General features: G+C 60.1%; 15 protein-coding genes. 3 read left to right on the forward strand and 12 right to left on the reverse strand.

Features of this window, described 5'->3' with window-relative positions; genetic code table 11:
* The first annotated feature begins 203 nt into the window (after positions 1–203).
* The gene (locus ASG68_RS21565) at positions 204–584 is read left to right on the forward strand and encodes a DUF4864 domain-containing protein (RefSeq protein ID WP_413814038.1); all 381 of its coding nucleotides are present in this window, start codon (positions 204–206) and stop codon (positions 582–584) included.
* Between the two features lie 40 nt (positions 585–624).
* On the opposite strand, the gene tgt is transcribed toward ASG68_RS21565, so the two are convergent.
* The 11 genes from tgt to gyrA form a co-directional block, all read right to left on the reverse strand.
* Positions 625–1,755 carry a tRNA guanosine(34) transglycosylase Tgt gene (gene tgt / locus ASG68_RS21570; protein ID WP_062581117.1) on the reverse strand — a complete coding sequence of 377 codons (1,131 nt, stop codon included), beginning with the start codon at positions 1,753–1,755 and terminating at the stop codon, positions 625–627.
* Positions 1,752–2,852, reverse strand: coding sequence for a tRNA preQ1(34) S-adenosylmethionine ribosyltransferase-isomerase QueA (queA, locus tag ASG68_RS21575; protein WP_062581119.1), 1,101 nt, complete (start codon positions 2,850–2,852; stop codon positions 1,752–1,754). The genes tgt and queA overlap by 4 nt, the downstream gene beginning before the upstream one ends.
* 76 nt (positions 2,853–2,928) lie before the next feature.
* Positions 2,929–3,438 carry a peptidylprolyl isomerase gene (locus tag ASG68_RS21580; RefSeq protein WP_062581121.1) on the reverse strand — a complete coding sequence of 170 codons (510 nt, stop codon included), beginning with the start codon at positions 3,436–3,438 and terminating at the stop codon, positions 2,929–2,931.
* Positions 3,439–3,481: 43 nt separating this feature from the next.
* A complete protein-coding gene (locus ASG68_RS21585) occupies positions 3,482–4,051 on the reverse strand; it encodes a peptidylprolyl isomerase (protein WP_062581123.1) in 570 nt (189 codons plus the stop codon).
* A 26-nt stretch (positions 4,052–4,077) separates the two neighbouring features.
* A complete protein-coding gene (coaD, locus tag ASG68_RS21590; RefSeq protein WP_062581125.1) occupies positions 4,078–4,572 on the reverse strand; it encodes a pantetheine-phosphate adenylyltransferase in 495 nt (164 codons plus the stop codon).
* Between the two features lie 30 nt (positions 4,573–4,602).
* Positions 4,603–5,079 (reverse strand): hypothetical protein, encoded by a 477-nt coding sequence (locus ASG68_RS31575; RefSeq protein WP_156373679.1) that lies wholly within the window; start codon positions 5,077–5,079, stop codon positions 4,603–4,605.
* 99 nt (positions 5,080–5,178) lie between these two features.
* A complete protein-coding gene (locus ASG68_RS21595; protein WP_156373678.1) occupies positions 5,179–5,481 on the reverse strand; it encodes a hypothetical protein in 303 nt (100 codons plus the stop codon).
* The gene (locus ASG68_RS21600; protein ID WP_062581129.1) at positions 5,465–6,541 is read right to left on the reverse strand and encodes a hypothetical protein; all 1,077 of its coding nucleotides are present in this window, start codon (positions 6,539–6,541) and stop codon (positions 5,465–5,467) included. Before ASG68_RS21600 ends, ASG68_RS21595 begins: the two co-directional genes overlap by 17 nt.
* Positions 6,541–6,948 carry a DUF4383 domain-containing protein gene (locus ASG68_RS21605; protein WP_062610095.1) on the reverse strand — a complete coding sequence of 136 codons (408 nt, stop codon included), beginning with the start codon at positions 6,946–6,948 and terminating at the stop codon, positions 6,541–6,543. The genes ASG68_RS21600 and ASG68_RS21605 overlap by 1 nt, the downstream gene beginning before the upstream one ends.
* An 11-nt stretch (positions 6,949–6,959) precedes the next feature.
* Positions 6,960–8,453, reverse strand: a complete 1,494-nt coding sequence (locus ASG68_RS21610; RefSeq protein WP_062581133.1) for an FAD-binding oxidoreductase — start codon at positions 8,451–8,453, stop codon at positions 6,960–6,962.
* 153 nt (positions 8,454–8,606) lie between these two features.
* Positions 8,607–11,399 carry a DNA gyrase subunit A gene (gene gyrA, locus ASG68_RS21615; protein ID WP_062581135.1) on the reverse strand — a complete coding sequence of 931 codons (2,793 nt, stop codon included), beginning with the start codon at positions 11,397–11,399 and terminating at the stop codon, positions 8,607–8,609.
* 234 nt (positions 11,400–11,633) lie between these two features.
* Here gyrA and ASG68_RS21620 point away from each other — a divergent pair, with 234 nt between their 5' ends.
* A complete protein-coding gene (locus ASG68_RS21620) occupies positions 11,634–12,266 on the forward strand; it encodes a MarC family protein (RefSeq protein WP_062581136.1) in 633 nt (210 codons plus the stop codon).
* A 71-nt stretch (positions 12,267–12,337) separates the two neighbouring features.
* Here the strand turns inward: ASG68_RS21620 and ASG68_RS21625 are convergent, their stop codons facing one another.
* Positions 12,338–12,871, reverse strand: coding sequence for a single-stranded DNA-binding protein (locus tag ASG68_RS21625; RefSeq protein ID WP_062581138.1), 534 nt, complete (start codon positions 12,869–12,871; stop codon positions 12,338–12,340).
* A 266-nt stretch (positions 12,872–13,137) separates the two neighbouring features.
* On the opposite strand from ASG68_RS21625, the gene uvrA reads away from it, so the two are divergent.
* A complete protein-coding gene (gene uvrA, locus ASG68_RS21630) occupies positions 13,138–16,059 on the forward strand; it encodes an excinuclease ABC subunit UvrA (protein ID WP_062581139.1) in 2,922 nt (973 codons plus the stop codon).

Here is a 16,059-nt window from a genome sequence, read left to right on the forward strand (position 1 = left end):
AATAGTTGAATACGAATAAATCACTTTAGATTCATGATACATCATATTGAAATAATGTGATTAACGGTCCAATTCAGTGACGACTTCCGCGTCCAGACCGAAACCGTTTCAGCCCGATTGTCGTATCATATCCATTGTCATGAAACCGCAAGGAGATGGGGATGATCCGGACGTTAAGAGCCTTTGCATGTATGGCAATGCTAATGCTGCCTGTCCCAGCAGCCTTCGCCGCAGAACCCGTCGATACGGCACAATCGATCATCCAGCAGCAGATCGAAGCCTTTTTGAACGAAGACGCGGCCACCGCCTACTCGTTCGCCTCACCGCAAATCCAGGGCAAGTTTCCGGACAAAAGCATCTTCTTCGAGATGGTGAAGCGTGGCTATACGCCGGTCTATCGTCCCGGCAACTTCGCCTTCGGCCGCAGCAAGATCGTTGGCGATACGTTCGTGCAGGAAGTCCTTATCTCCGGCCCTGACGGCAAGGACTGGACGGCGCTCTATTTCCTCGTCAAGCAGCCAGATGGCACCTACAAGATCAACGGCGTGCAGATGCTGCAGCAGGCGCCCGGCCCCGAGATCTGAGCCAGACATCGGAATTGCTCCGCAAAACGCTCCTGCGGCCTCACAGAGGCGCAAGATCGCCCTGGCGCCACATCTCCTGGGTCTCTTCCATGAACGCGCTATAGCGCCCTTCCTCGATCGCCTGGCGGATGCCGGCCATCAGTTCCTGATAATAGGCCAGATTATTCCAGGTCAGCAGCATGCCGCCGAGCGATTCATCCGCCCGCACAAGGTGATGCAGGTAGGCACGCGAGTAATCCCGCGAAGCCGGGCAAGACGACAGGTCGTCCAGCGGTCGCGTATCCTCAGCATGGCGGGCATTGCGTAGATTCACGCGTCCGCGCCGGGTGAAGGCCAGACCATGGCGGCCGGCGCGGGTCGGCATGACGCAATCGAACATGTCGATGCCGCGTGCCACGGACTTCAGAATATCGTCCGGCGTGCCGACGCCCATCAGGTAACGCGGCTTTTCCCTAGGCAATTCCGGGCAAGTGATGTCGAGCATGTCGAGCATGACATCCTGCGGCTCGCCGACAGCAAGGCCACCAATGGCATAACCCTTGAGGTCGAGCGCGGACAGGGCCTGAGCGGAGCGGACACGCAGGGCCGGCACATCGCCACCCTGGACGATGCCAAACATCGCCTTGCCCGGCTGATTGCCAAATGCCGTCTTGCAGCGGTCCGCCCAGCGCAGCGACATTTCCATTGCGCGTTCAATATCAGAGGGTTCCGCCGGAAGTCTCACACATTCGTCGAGCTGCATCTGAATGTCGCTGTCGAGCAGGCCCTGGATTTCGATCGACCGTTCCGGCGACATGTGATGAAGCGCGCCATCGACATGGCTCTTGAAGGTAACACCCTTCTCGTCGAGCTTGCGCAGGCCGGCAAGCGACATGACCTGGAAGCCGCCGCTGTCTGTCAGGATCGGATAGGGCCAGCGGATCAATTCGTGCAGACCGCCGAGGCGGGCGACGCGCTCCGGACCCGGCCGCAGCATCAGGTGATAGGTGTTGCCGAGGATGATGTCGGCGCCGAGGTCGCGCACCTGGTCGAGATACATCGCCTTGACGGTACCGACCGTGCCGACCGGCATGAAGGCCGGGGTGCGGATCTCGCCGCGTGGCATGGAAACGGTGCCGCGACGCGCCTTGCCATCGGTTGCCTTGATGTTGAACTGGAATGTCTCGGTCATACGGTCTCGTTTCTGGGAGTGTCCCGGAACAGCAGGCTGGAATCGCCGTAGGAATAGAAGCGGTAGCCGGTTTCGATGGCATGGGAATACGCCCGCCGCATCGTCTCCAGACCGCTGAAGGCCGAGACGAGCATGAACAGCGTCGACTTCGGCAGGTGGAAATTGGTCATCAGCATATCGACCGCGCGGAATCGGTAACCCGGCGTGATGAAGATGCCGGTCGGTCCCGACCACGGATGGATGGATCCGTCCTCGCGCGATGCACTCTCGATCAACCGCAGGGAAGTCGTGCCGACACAGACGATACGGCCGCCCCTCGCCTTCACCGCATTCAGGCGATCGGCAACCTCGGCGCTGACATAGCCGATCTCCTCGTGCATGACGTGATCGTCGGTATCATCCGCTTTCATCGGCAGGAATGTGCCGGCACCGACATGCAGGGTCACGAAATGGCGTTCGACACCAAGCGCATCGAGGGCAGCGAAAAGGCGGTCGGTGAAATGCAGGCCGGCAGTGGGCGCCGCGACGGCGCCTTCCTCACGGGCGTAGACCGTCTGGTAGTCCGCCCGGTCCTGCGCATCCTCCGGACGCTTCGACGCGATATAGGGCGGCAGCGGGATATGGCCGACCGCCATGATCGCTTCGTCCAGCGCCGGACCGGAGAGATCGAAGCGCAGGGTCACCTCGCCAGCCTCGCCCTTTTCCTCCACCGTCGCATCCAGCGTACCGAGCAGGCAGGCATTCGAGCCATGGCCGAAGGATATGCGGTCACCCGGCTTCAGGCGCTTGGCCGGCCGGGCAAAGGCCTTCCAGCGATCGGGCGCCGTGCGCATGTGCAGGGTCAGGGAGACCGCCGTGACGACATCCTCGCCGCGGCGGCGCAGGCCCTCGAGCTGCGCCGGAATCACTTTCGTATCGTTGAAGACAAGCGCATCACCGGGGCGCAGGAAAGATGGTAGATCGAGAACGCCATGATCCGAGAGCAGCTCATCCTCGCCGGGCCTGACGACGAGCAGGCGCGCGCTGTCTCGCGGGCTGGCCGGCCTCAGCGCAATGTTATCCTCGGGGAGATCGAAATCGAACAGTTCGACGCGCATCAAAAATCTTCTTCAAACGACAAACCCGCCCCGGCGCCCTTGAAGGCGGCGGGACGGGTTTTGGCAATAGCCCGAATTAGGCGTTGGCAGCAAGTTTCATCGACACGATGCTGTCGGGATCCTTGACCGGCTCACCCTTCTTGATGTTGTCGATGGTTTCCATGCCGGAGATGACCTGACCCCAGACGGAATACTGCTTGTTCAGCCAAGGGGCGTCGGTGAAGCAGATGAAGAACTGCGAATTGGCCGAGTTCGGCATCTGGCTGCGGGCCATCGAGCAGGTACCGCGAACATGGCTCATGTTGGAAAACTCGGCCTTGAGGTCCGGCTTGTCGGAGCCGCCCATGCCGGCTCGGGCCGGGTTGAAGTCCTTGCCGCCCTTCTTGCCGTACTGCACGTCGCCGGTCTGCGCCATGAAGTCGTCGATGACGCGGTGGAAGACGACGCCGTCATAGGCGCCTTCGGCGCACAGTTCCTTGATGCGGGCAACGTGGCCCGGCGCCAGATCCGGCAGAAGCTGGATGACGACCTGCCCCTTGGTGGTTTCCATGATGATGGTGTTCTCGGGATCCTTGATCTCCGCCATGGCCTTCTCCTTCGTGTTATGCGTCAGGCGTGGTTGAAATGGTTTACTTGCCGACCTTGACGCTGATCATGCGGTCGGGATCGGTGACGGAACCGTTGTTGGCTTCATCACCCATCTTGATCTTGTCGACATTCTCCATGCCCTCGACGACCTGGCCGACGACCGTGTACTGGCCGTTCAGAAAATCGCCCGGTGCGAACATGATGAAGAACTGCGAATTGGCGGAGTTCGGATCCTGGCTCCGGGCCATGCCGACCGTCCCGCGCGCGAACGGAACCTGCGAAAACTCGGCCTGAACGTCCGGCTTCGAGGAGCCGCCCATGCCAGCCATCTCGGGCTTGAAGTCCTTTTCCATGTTGCCGTACTGGACGTCGCCGGTCTGGGCCATGAAGCCGGGAATGACGCGGTGGAAGGCGACATTGTTGTATTCGCCGGCTTCCACCAGTTCCTTGATGCGGGCAACGTGCTTCGGCGCCACTTCCGGCAGAAGCTCGATCACCACCGGGCCGTCCTTCAGCTGGATCGTGATGTATTCCTTGGCCTGGGCAAAGGCATTGCTGGTCAGGGATGCGAGGACAACGGCGCCTGCGAAAGCGAGTTGGAGAATTTTCATGGTAGCTCCCGTGGAATGAAAAGGTGTCAGGACTTGCGTTTGGTCTTGAGGGCCTGATGAACGGCCTTGGGCACGAAGGCACTGACATCGCCGCCCATGGCCGCGATCTGGCGGACCAATGTGGCGGTAATGGGCCGCGAGGCCGTTCCTGCAGGCAGGAATAGCGTCTGGATATCGGGCGCCATCTGCCGGTTCATGCCCGCCATCTGCATTTCGTAATCGAGATCGGTGCCATCGCGCAGGCCACGGACCAGAAGCGAGGCGCCATTGCTGCGGGCCGCATCGACTACGAGGTTGTCGAAGGACACGACCGAGATGTCTCCGGCTCGTTCAGGCAAGAACTCTCCCAGCGACTGGCGGATAAGATCGGCGCGCTCTTCGAAGGAAAACAGCGGCGTCTTGCCCGGATGGATGCCGATGGCGACGATCACGGACGATGCCACGTTCAAGGCCTGCACCAGCACATCGAGATGACCGTTCGTCATCGGGTCGAAGGAGCCGGGATAAAAAGCTGTTGTCATCGCGCCTGTTTCCGTTTCGCAAGCCTTTTGTCACGGTCCGCGTGCAATCGCAAGGGACCGGCATACCGCAGCCCCCCTGTTCCAAAGGAAACAGCCTGCCCGTCTGACCTGAACTAAAAAGAAGCCACATTCACTGAAGCGCCGGGCACAACCGCCGGCACCAAAGTAGAGAGCGGAACTTTTTTCAAAAGCGACCGTTATCTGGCTGAAAGGATCACGGTTATGGCAATTCTTCTTCTTTCGATGACGATGTTTTTCGCAATGCTGTTCGCGACGGCAAATGCTTTGAGAAACGAAGCGCGCGGCGATCGCAATAGTTTCAACCGCGATCCATTGCTGAAATAAAGGAAGTCCGAAATGGCAATTACGATGATGCTCGTCTCGGCCGTAATCAGTATCGTGTTCCTGGTCGACTTTGCAAAAACCATTCTTCAACTTCAGCGCGATCGCGCTGAAATGAAGAACAGCGCAAGTCATGCGCGCGGGTTTAGCGTCTGATATTCCCAACTAAATTTCCCGACAGCGGCAACCTCCAGTGCCAGCTGACATCAAAAACCGGACGGTTCCCCTGCCAGTCCGGTTTTTCTTTGCCTACAGGAAAAACGATCAATTGCGATAACTCATGCAGCCGTTGCTTCTGGCGGGAAAGACGATGGGAACACCGGCGGCATAAAGCCTTGCGACATAGCCTGCGTCACCACTGCCCAAGACCGCGAATTCCTCCGACCATTTTAGGATCGTCACACCTTGCGGCAGGTTTTCGGCCTGCAGATACCGGCCGGGAAACAGGACCAACGCACCCGGCGCCTGTTCGGTGAGACGGAAGATAACTGCCGTTGCGATGAACCAGATGCACAGGATGGCCACCGCGACGACGGCCATCGAAGCAAACCTAGTAATCAAAGACATGTTCGAGTCCCGGATCGGCCATCGGCAGCTTTCGCAACAGCGTCGAAAGATCCGCGACCTTCAAGGCAACAAGCAGCCGCGTGCTTTCGAACCCGTCGCGTGGAACCCGGGCGATCACGCTGCCCGGTAGATCCTGCAAGGGCTGGTCCGCCTTTTCCGTGACTGACACCATGATATCGTCATTGCCGGCAATCTCCTTGATGGAGCCGCCCTTCCCGGCGATCTCGACAAGGATACGGGTGAAGAGATCATACCGCGGTGTCTGGATTTCTATGTTGCCGCCATTTTCGCCGATAACCGTCACCCCTTCGATCGCGGCGAGATCGGCGGACGGCAGTCCGCTGACGATACTACGAATTTCAAGCTGGGCAGCACCTGTCGTTCCGGCAACCGCATTGGCGATCATGCCGGCATAAAAGATCTTTCCGCTCCATTCGGTCCCCAAGGCAAAACGGCGCTCCCAGCCACGGATGGGATCGGTGATCGGAGCGGCCTTGAGCTTCGTCACCTGAGTCTCGAACGGATATTTGTACCAAGGCGTCTGGCGCAGGAAGGCGGCATAGTCGATGGCCATGCCGGCAGCGACTTGGTCCTGCGGCGTCTTTTCCGGGCCGCGCAGCAGTGCTGTCAGGTGGCCAATGGTTTCCTCGTAGATGGCTTTCAGGGTCATTTCGAGCGTGAAGCTGACGCCGATCGTATGAATGGTCATGCGCGTTGCGGAATCCGCGCTGCCATGGGCATCGGCAACCTCGGTCAGCGCGCAGGTGGACAACCAGAAGCCGCGAACGCTGGAGAAGTAATCGAAGGCATATTCATCGCCCGATTTCAGCACCTCGGCCAGACCATCATAAGCATAGACAATGTGCCATTCCGGATAGGTCAGGAACGTATTGGCCTCCTGCCGCTGGAACGCCGCGTCCGCAATCAGCGGCTTGTAGGCATTGTCCTTCCGCTCGCCATGGCAGAACGTTTCGACATAGGCAACCGGACTCAAGAGCAGGAGGACAAGCAGCAGGATCGCCGCCAGGCTCCATTTCATGAGCTTCCACAGGATGCGCATCAGGCGACCTCTTTGCCGAAGAGGGCCACCGACAGAAGGGCAAATCCGCCGAGCGCCAGATGCGGCAGGTTGGCGAGGATCTTGAAGCCGAACGGCAAATCCTGGATGCCGTAATTGACGATGCCGAGCTCCAGATAACCGGATCCGGTGATCAGGCCCAAAAGGCCATCGGCGAAATAGAGCGCACCGAAATAAAGCAGGAAGCTTCGGGCCGCGCGCGGCGACAGCCAGGCTGCAATAGCCGCCCAGACCGCAGAGGCCACGTGCAGGCTGTCGTCATAGATATCCAGCGCAAAGATGCCAAACGCCCTACCCTGATCGTCCGTCAGACCGGGGATATAATTCAGCGACGCCGCCCCCAGGAGAGCAACAGCATAGAAGGCGGCGATGATGCGCAATTTGCCCACGAAGAATCCCTTCAGAGTTTGCCGATATAGGCGTCCCACAGATGATTGCGGAAAAGCAGTCCGCTGTCGATTTCGCGTTTTCGAGCCGCGAAGGCAGCGGCACGCGGATAGGCGCGAGTGAACTGGTCGAGCGAGGCATGCGGCCGGTACGGCAGGTAGTAGGTGCCACCGATCGCCAAGACTCGCTCGATCAAGTCCCGCGTCATGCGCGCCATGTCCGCTTCGCCGCGCACTGTCTTTTCCTGCGAAAACAGCATGACTGCCGCGATCCTGGGTTCGGTTGCATAGGCGAGAACACTGTCGCGATCGGTATCAACGAAACGCAGCGTGACATTCAGCAATTGCTGGAAGGATGCCGGGATCACCTCGCGGCAAGCCGCGACGAATTCGGCAAAGCGTGACGGCGCGACGAAATATTCATGCAGGATGTCGGTGCGCAGCGGATCCAGATCGTCGAGTGTGACAACGGGTTCGTTCATCAGGCTGTTGCGGGTCGCCTCGCCCGCGATCGCCGGTCCGACTGCGGTTTCGATCCACCATCGCCTGTGCTTCACCCAATCGGAGCCAACCTGCCGACGGAAGATTTCCCGCGATACCCGGCTGACAAAGCCGGAACCCGTGGCGGCCGGAAGTTCAGACTGGTCGGCGGCCGGACGATACGAGATCAGCAAACCATCCTCGAAAAAACGATCGAGCGAGACATCCAAGCGGCCATAGGCCATCTGGATCGACGGGTCAGCGCCCAGCATGTCGATGAACCGTGTACCGAACTCGCTGCCAGGCACATGGTCGAAGCTGGGTTGAAGACGGCTGTTCGGCACCATGTCGAGTTCAAGTTCGGTGATCACCCCGAACAGTCCGTAGCCGCCCATGGCATGCTGGAACAGTTCCGTATTCTCATCCCGTGAACAGGTGACCAGCGTACCGTCCGCCAGCAGCATTTTCATCGATCGCACCGTGCTGCCGCAACCGCTGAAACGGACCGGCCAGCCATGGGCATTGACGGAATAGGTACTCGCGACGCCGAAATCGTTGTTTGACTGCATGACAGCCGGCGAAAAGCCGATGGTATCGAGCTTCGTGATGACTGTCGACCAGCGCGTGCCGGCGGCAACGCGGTATGTTTTCGCAGCCGTATCGGCCTCCAGCCATTGCTGGTCGAGCGTCAGCACGGTGCCGTCCTTCGCAAGGCTCTGGCCGCCCATGGAGTGTCGCGCCGTGCTGGCAATGAATGGCTGTCCGGCGCTTCGTGCCTCCGCCATCATCGCCCGGATTGTCTCCACCGCGTCCTTCGCTGGATCGGCAGTGATGGTCATATGCCTAGCAACGGAGGTTGGCGACAATTCACTGGCGTCATTCAGAAGGATTCCGCCGGCATTCGGCTTGATATCAGCTGGGAAAATCGGTCCGGACGCGCTTGTCGGCGCGAGCAATGTGCGGCCGGCATAGACGCCCAAACCTGCGGAGACTCCAGCCAGCAGGACGCGTCGTGTCAGCTTCCCCATTCCATCCCCCATGCGATCCGACATCCTCACAGGAATCAGAGGGTTGACGGCGCAGAGGTACCTTTAATTCACAGAATGCTAAATTCAACGGTGCGCATAAGAAAAAGCCGGGCGATGCAACCGCCCGGCTTTTCAGATGACGTTTCGAAAGTCCTATTCTTCCGTTTCGGCTGGTGGTTCCGTTGAAGCCTCGCCATCCGGCGAAGCAACGGCACCTGCGATCTCGTCTTCCTCGTCACTTTCCGGCTCGCTGATCCGCTCGACGGACACGACCTTTTCGTCCTTGGCCGTCGAGAAGATTGTTACGCCCTTGGTGGCGCGGCTGGCCAAGCGAATACCGCCGACAGGAACACGGATCAACTGGCCACCATCGGAGACGAGCATGATCTGGTCCTTGTCCTCGACGGGGAATGCCGCCACCAGCTCACCGATTTCGCCGGTCTTCGAGGTATCGGTGGCACGGATGCCCTTGCCGCCGCGCCCGGAGGTCCGGAAATCATAGGTCGAGGACCGCTTGCCGAAGCCCTTGACGGAGACCGTCAGAACGAACTGTTCGCGCGCCTTCAGTTCCTCGTAGCGTTCGTTGGTGAGTTCGCCCTCTTCGGTAACCTCTTCGCCGACCAGCGCGATTTCCTCGTCCTCGCCGGTTGTTGCGCGACGTTCGGCAGCAGCGCGCTTCAGGTAGGCCGCACGCTCCCAGGGTTCCGCATCGACATGACTGACGATGGTCATCGAAATGATCCGATCGCCTTCGCCCATGGTGATCCCGCGAACACCGATCGAGTTGCGGCCGGCAAAGACGCGCACGTCATCGACGGAGAAGCGGATGCACTGACCAAGCGCCGTCGTCAAAAGGACGTCGTCATGCTCTGTGCAGGTTTCGACGGAGAGGATTTCATCGCCCTCTTCCTCCAGCTTCATGGCGATCTTGCCGTTGCGGTTGACCTGAACGAAGTCCGACAGCTTGTTGCGCCGGACTGTGCCGCGCGTGGTCGAGAACATGACGTCGAGGTTTTCCCAGGTCGTCTCATCCTCGGGTAGCGGCATGATCGTGGTGATGCGTTCGCCGGGCTCCAGCGGCAGCAAGTTGATCAGGGCCTTGCCGCGCGATTGCGGCGTGCCGATCGGCAGGCGCCAGACCTTTTCCTTGTAAACGATACCGCGCGACGAGAAGAACAGCATCGGCGTATGCGTGTTGGCAACAAATAGCCGGGTAACAAAGTCCTCGTCCCGCGTCGCCATGCCGGAGCGACCCTTGCCGCCACGGCGCTGGGCGCGATAGGTCGCCAGCGGCACGCGCTTGATATAGCCGAGATGCGACACGGTGATCACCATGTCTTCCTGGGCAATCAGATCCTCGTCGTCCATGTCCGGACCGCCTTCGACGATCTCGGTGCGGCGCGGCGTGCCGAATTCGTCGCGAACAGCGATCAACTCATCCTTGACGATGGTCATGATGCGGACGCGCGAGGACAGAATGTCGAGGTAATCCTTGATTTCGTCGCCGATCTTGTTGAGTTCGTCACCGATTTCGTCACGGCCAAGAGCCGTCAGACGAGCAAGACGCAGCTCGAGGATCGCCCGGGCCTGCTCTTCCGAGAGATTGTAGGTCAGGTCCTCGTTGATGCGGTGGCGCGGATCGTCGATCAGGCGGATCAGGCTTTCGACGTCGGATGCCGGCCAGCGGCGCGTCATCAACTGCTCGCGGGCCGTTGCTGGATCCGGGGCTTCGCGGATCAGCTTGATGATCTCGTCGATATTGGCAACGGCGATGGCAAGACCGACCAGGACATGCGCCCGGTCGCGCGCCTTGCGCAACAGATATTTCGTGCGGCGGCTGATGACGTCCTCGCGGAAGGCGACGAAAGCGCGCAGCATGTCGAGCAGGGTCATCTGCTCCGGCTTGCCGCCATTCAACGCCACCATGTTGCAGCCGAACGAGGTCTGTAGCGGCGTATAGCGGTAGAGCTGGTTGAGGATGACCTCGGCATTGGCATCGCGCTTCAACTCGATGACGACGCGGTAGCCCTGGCGGTCGGATTCGTCGCGCAGGTCGGAAATGCCCTCGATGCGCTTGTCCTTGACCAGTTCGGCCATCTTCTCGATCATCGTCGCCTTGTTCACCTGATAGGGAACCTCGGTAATGATGATCTGCTCGCGATCGCCGCGCATCGGCTCGATGGTGGCACGGCCGCGCATGATGACGGAGCCGCGGCCCGTTTCATAGGCCGAGCGGATGCCGGAACGGCCGAGAATGAAAGCACCAGTCGGGAAGTCCGGACCGGGGATGATCTCCATCAGCTGCGGCAGTTCCAGCGCCGGTTCGTCGATCAGCGCGATGCAGCCGTTGATGACTTCGATCAGATTGTGCGGCGGAATGTTGGTCGCCATGCCGACGGCAATACCGCCCGCGCCGTTGACCAGAAGGTTCGGGAACTTCGCGGGGACAACGGCGGGTTCGCTCAGCGTGCCGTCGTAGTTGTCGCGGAAATCGACCGTTTCCTTGTCGAGATCGTCGAGCAGCGCATGCGCTGCCTTTTCCAGACGGCATTCGGTGTAACGTTCGGCCGCCGGCGGATCGCCGTCGATCGAGCCGAAATTGCCTTGACCGTCGATCAGCGGCAGTCGCAACGACCAGGGCTGCGCCATGCGGGCAAGCGCGTCGTAGATCGCCGAATTGCCGTGCGGATGGTATTTACCCATCACGTCACCGGTGACGCGGGCGCACTTGACGTATTTCTTGTTCCAGTCGATGCCGAGTTCGCTCATCCCGAACAGGATGCGGCGATGCACCGGTTTCAGACCATCACGGACATCGGGAAGCGCGCGGCTGACGATAACGCTCATGGCGTAATCGAGATACGACCGCTGCATTTCCTCCATGATGGAAATAGGCTCGATGCCTGGTGGGTTCTTGCCGCCGCCGGGTGTGGTTTGTTCAGTCAATTTCGATCACGATCTTTGTTCAGAATCAGACAGATTTTTATAGCCGAATGCATGGTCGAGCGCCAATTTCGGGGCCGGGTTTTGAACAGCCTTTTAGGCTCATCGGCGCTTCCACAAGCATTTGCAAGGCAAAAGCGGCGGAACAGTGAAGCGCAGGCCTTTCAATACGGTCGGCAGTCGCCTAACAATCCATAAGACGGTCATCATAAGCAAGGCCGCGAGGGGAAAGATGGCATGGTTGATATCGACCTTCTGATCAACGCACTGACCACCATTCTGGTTACCATCGACCCTCCGGGCCTGGCGCCGATTTTTCTCAGTCTGACCGTCGGCATGAGCCGGCAGGAGCGCTTTCTGGTGGCGCGGCGCGGAACGCTGATCGCCTTCTTCATCCTCGCCGCCTTCGCTCTCTTCGGAAATGGCATCCTTAGCCTGCTCGGCATATCGATCGGCGCCTTCCGCATCGCCGGCGGCCTGCTGCTGTTCTGGATCGCGTTCGAGATGATTTTCGAGAAGCGCAACGAGCGCAAGGAGAAGACTGGAGAGACCGCGGTCACTCGAGATCATATTCACAACATCGCAGTGTTTCCCCTGGCGCTGCCATTGATTGCCGGTCCTGGCGCGATCTCCGCCACGATCCTGCTGTCCGGATCCTTTTCCGCAACGATAGACCGGGCACAGCTGATCCTTGTGATTGCCCTGTGTCTTGCCGTCCTGTTTGCCGCACTTGTCATCGCTGAACGCATCGACCGGTTCCTGGGCGTTACCGGCCGCGCCATCCTGACTCGTCTGCTGGGTGTCATCCTCGCCGCCCTGGCCGTGCAGTTCGTCGTCGATGGCATCAAGTCGGCCATGGCAACCTCATGATCGGAAAGTCGTGGTCGCCAAAATAGAAAAGGCCCGGTTCCCCGAGCCTTTTGCACCTGACCACAGCCGGTTCAGAACGGAATATCGTCATCCATGTCGCGCGAAAAGTTTCCACCGCCGCTGCCGCTACCACCACCGGCCCGGCCCGACGGAGCCGAAGACGGACGGTCGTAATCGTCGCCATAACCGCCGCCCATATTGCCACCGCCATAATCGGAGCCGCCACGACCGCCACCTGCGCCCTGGCCATCACCGCGGCCGCCGAGCATGGTCAGCGTCGAGTTGAAGCCCTGCAGCACGACTTCCGTCGAGTAGCGGTCCTGACCGCTCTGATCCTGCCACTTGCGGGTCTGCAACTGGCCTTCGACATAGACGGTCGAGCCCTTCTTCAGATATTGTTCGGCAACCTTGCAAAGACCTTCATTGAAGATCACCACAGTGTGCCATTCCGTCTTTTCCTTGCGTTCGCCGGAATTGCGATCGCGCCAAGTCTCGGATGTTGCAATACGGAGGTTCGCAATCGGACGGCCGTCCTGCGTGCGCCGGATTTCCGGGTCCGCCCCGAGGTTCCCGATCAAAATCACCTTGTTGACGCTACCAGCCATCTCGCTTCTTCCCGTTATCCGTCCGGCAGTGCATCCGGACCATCAAATTCAGAGCGGGCATCTTAACGGCTTGAGCCCACCGTTACGCCCCGCCTCGATGAACAATCCACAGTTCAATTGCGATATTCGTTCTTTATTTGTTCTAATAAATCCCTATTATCCTGTCAACCGACTCGGAAAGCGACCTGTTTTTCGCCATATGCCTCGACATGGGCTCCGGCGTCCTTAAATAGGGGCTTTCCACTGCAGATCAAAAGCTGGGCACGATGAGCAAACTCGAGACCATTTCCATTCGCGGTGCGCGCGAACACAATCTGAAAGGCATCGACCTCGATCTGCCGCGCAACAAGCTGATCGTCATGACCGGGCTGTCCGGCTCTGGCAAGTCGTCGCTCGCGTTCGACACGATCTATGCGGAAGGCCAGCGGCGCTATGTCGAAAGCCTTTCGGCCTATGCGCGCCAGTTCCTGGAGATGATGCAGAAGCCGGATGTCGACCAGATCGATGGCCTCTCACCGGCGATCTCGATCGAGCAGAAGACCACATCGCGCAATCCGCGCTCGACGGTCGGCACGGTCACCGAGATCTATGACTATATGCGCCTGCTGTTTGCCCGCGTCGGCATTCCCTATTCGCCGGCGACCGGCCTGCCGATCGAGAGCCAGACCGTCAGCCAGATGGTCGACCGGGTCATTAGCTTCGGTGAAGGCACCCGTCTATATATATTGGCGCCGGTCGTGCGCGGCCGCAAGGGCGAGTACAAGAAGGAACTCGCCGAACTGATGAAGAAGGGCTTCCAGCGCGTCAAGATCGACGGCCAGTTCTACGAGATCGCCGATGCCCCGACGCTCGACAAGAAATACAAGCACGATATCGACGTGGTCGTTGATCGCATCGTCGTGCGCGCCGATCTGACGACACGCCTTGCGGACAGCCTCGAGACTTGCCTGACGCTCGCCGACGGCCTCGCCATCGCCGAATTTGCTGACAAGCCGCTGCCGCCTGAAGAAACTTCGGCTGGCGGATCGGCCAACAAGTCGCTGAACGAAACGCATGAACGCGTCTTGTTTTCCGAAAAATTCGCCTGCCCCGTCTCCGGTTTCACCATTTCGGAGATCGAGCCGCGGCTGTTTTCGTTCAACAATCCCTTCGGCGCCTGCCCGACCTGCGATGGCCTCGGCAGCCAGCAGAAGATCGACGAGGCGCTGATCGTGCCGGAGCCCGACCGGACGTTGAAGAACGGCGCCATCGCGCCCTGGGCCAAGTCCTCGTCTCCTTACTACAACCAGACGCTCGAAGCGCTCGGCAAGGCCTTCGGCTTCAAGCTGTCGAGCAAGTGGACCGACCTCTCGGACGAGGCCAAGCGGGCGATCCTGCACGGCACGGAAGAGAAGATCAGCTTCCATTACGAGGACGGCGCCCGGTCCTACAACACGACGAAAAACTTCGAAGGCATCGTGCCGAACCTGGAGCGCCGCTGGAAGGAAACCGACAGCGCCTGGGCGCGCGAGGACATTGAGCGCTATATGTCGGCAGCCCCCTGCCCGGCCTGCAACGGCTTCCGCCTGAAGCCGGAGGCGCTCGCCGTCAAGATCAATAAGCTGCATATCGGCGAAGTCACGCAGATGTCGATCCGCGTCGCTCGCGACTGGTTCGACGTTCTGCCGCAGCATATGAATACCAAGCAGAACGAGATTGCGGTGCGCATCCTCAAGGAAATCCGCGAACGCCTGCGGTTCCTGAATGATGTCGGCCTTGAATATCTCAGCCTGTCGCGCAACTCCGGAACCCTGTCCGGCGGCGAAAGTCAGCGCATCCGGCTTGCCTCGCAGATCGGCTCCGGCCTGACCGGCGTGCTCTACGTCCTCGACGAGCCGTCGATCGGTCTGCATCAGCGCGACAATGCGCGGCTGCTCGATACGCTCCGGCATCTGCGCGACATCGGCAACACCGTCATCGTCGTCGAGCATGACGAGGATGCGATCCTGACCTCGGATTATGTCGTCGATATCGGCCCGGCTGCCGGTATCCATGGCGGCCAGGTGGTGGCCGAGGGGACGCCGCAGCAGGTCATCGACAATCCGAACTCGCTGACCGGCAAATATCTTTCCGGCGAACTGGCTGTTGCCATTCCCGGCGAGCGCCGCAAAGCGAAGAAGAAAAAGGAAATCACCGTCGTCGGCGCCCGCGCCAACAATTTGAAGAACGTCACAGCCTCGATTCCGCTCGGCATTTTCACGGCGGTGACCGGGGTTTCCGGCGGCGGCAAGTCGACCTTCCTGATCGAAACGCTCTACAAGGCGGCCGCGCGCCGCATCATGGGCGCGCGCGAAATCCCGGCTGAGCATGACCGGATCGACGGTTTCGAGCACATCGACAAGGTTATCGACATCGACCAGTCGCCGATCGGCCGCACGCCGCGCTCCAACCCGGCCACCTATACCGGCGCCTTCACGCCGATCCGCGACTGGTTCGCCGGCCTGCCGGAGGCGAAGACGCGCGGTTATCAGCCGGGGCGCTTCTCGTTCAACGTCAAGGGGGGCCGCTGCGAGGCCTGCCAGGGTGACGGCGTCATCAAGATCGAGATGCACTTCCTGCCGGATGTTTACGTCACCTGCGACGTCTGCCACGGCAAGCGCTACAACCGCGAAACGCTCGACGTGCACTTCAAGGGCAAGTCGATTGCCGACGTGCTCGACATGACTGTCGAGGAAGGCGTCGAATTCTTCGCCGCCGTTCCGGCGGTGCGCGACAAGCTGCAGGCGCTGCAGGGCGTCGGCCTCGGTTACATCAAGGTCGGCCAGCAGGCCAACACGCTCTCCGGCGGTGAAGCGCAGCGCGTCAAGCTCGCCAAGGAACTGTCGAAGCGCTCGACGGGCCGCACGCTTTACATTCTCGACGAACCGACCACCGGCCTGCATTTCCACGATGTCGCAAAACTGCTGGAAGTGCTGCATGAACTCGTCAACCAGGGCAACTCCGTCGTTGTCATCGAGCACAATCTCGAAGTCATCAAGACGGCAGACTGGGTGATCGATTTCGGCCCGGAAGGCGGCGATGGGGGTGGCGAAGTGATCGCGGCGGGCACGCCGGAGGATATCGTCAAGGAAAAGCGGTCCCACACCGGCGCCTTCCTGAAGGAACTGTTGGAACGGCGGCCGATGCGCAAGGCGGTCGCGGCGGAGTAG

Origin of the sequence: Rhizobium sp. Leaf453 (genome assembly GCF_001425605.1) — a bacterium.
GTDB lineage: Bacteria > Pseudomonadota > Alphaproteobacteria > Rhizobiales > Rhizobiaceae > Pararhizobium.

Excerpts from the sequence above, each read along its gene's own strand:
- uvrA (WP_062581139.1), top strand. The coding sequence starts at position 13,138 with ATGAGCAAACTCGAGACCATTTCCATTCGCGGTGCGCGCGAACACAAT.
- tgt (WP_062581117.1), bottom strand. The coding sequence starts at position 1,755 with ATGACCGAGACATTCCAGTTCAACATCAAGGCAACCGATGGCAAGGCG.
- ASG68_RS21565 (WP_413814038.1), top strand. The coding sequence starts at position 204 with ATGCTGCCTGTCCCAGCAGCCTTCGCCGCAGAACCCGTCGATACGGCA.
- ASG68_RS21600 (WP_062581129.1), bottom strand. The coding sequence starts at position 6,541 with ATGCGCATCCTGTGGAAGCTCATGAAATGGAGCCTGGCGGCGATCCTG.
- ASG68_RS21620 (WP_062581136.1), top strand. The coding sequence starts at position 11,634 with ATGGTTGATATCGACCTTCTGATCAACGCACTGACCACCATTCTGGTT.
- ASG68_RS21610 (WP_062581133.1), bottom strand. The coding sequence starts at position 8,453 with ATGGGGAAGCTGACACGACGCGTCCTGCTGGCTGGAGTCTCCGCAGGT.
- ASG68_RS21580 (WP_062581121.1), bottom strand. The coding sequence starts at position 3,438 with ATGGCGGAGATCAAGGATCCCGAGAACACCATCATCATGGAAACCACC.
- ASG68_RS21625 (WP_062581138.1), bottom strand. The coding sequence starts at position 12,871 with ATGGCTGGTAGCGTCAACAAGGTGATTTTGATCGGGAACCTCGGGGCG.
- coaD (WP_062581125.1), bottom strand. The coding sequence starts at position 4,572 with ATGACAACAGCTTTTTATCCCGGCTCCTTCGACCCGATGACGAACGGT.
- ASG68_RS21585 (WP_062581123.1), bottom strand. The coding sequence starts at position 4,051 with ATGAAAATTCTCCAACTCGCTTTCGCAGGCGCCGTTGTCCTCGCATCC.
- ASG68_RS21595 (WP_156373678.1), bottom strand. The coding sequence starts at position 5,481 with ATGTCTTTGATTACTAGGTTTGCTTCGATGGCCGTCGTCGCGGTGGCC.
- queA (WP_062581119.1), bottom strand. The coding sequence starts at position 2,852 with ATGCGCGTCGAACTGTTCGATTTCGATCTCCCCGAGGATAACATTGCG.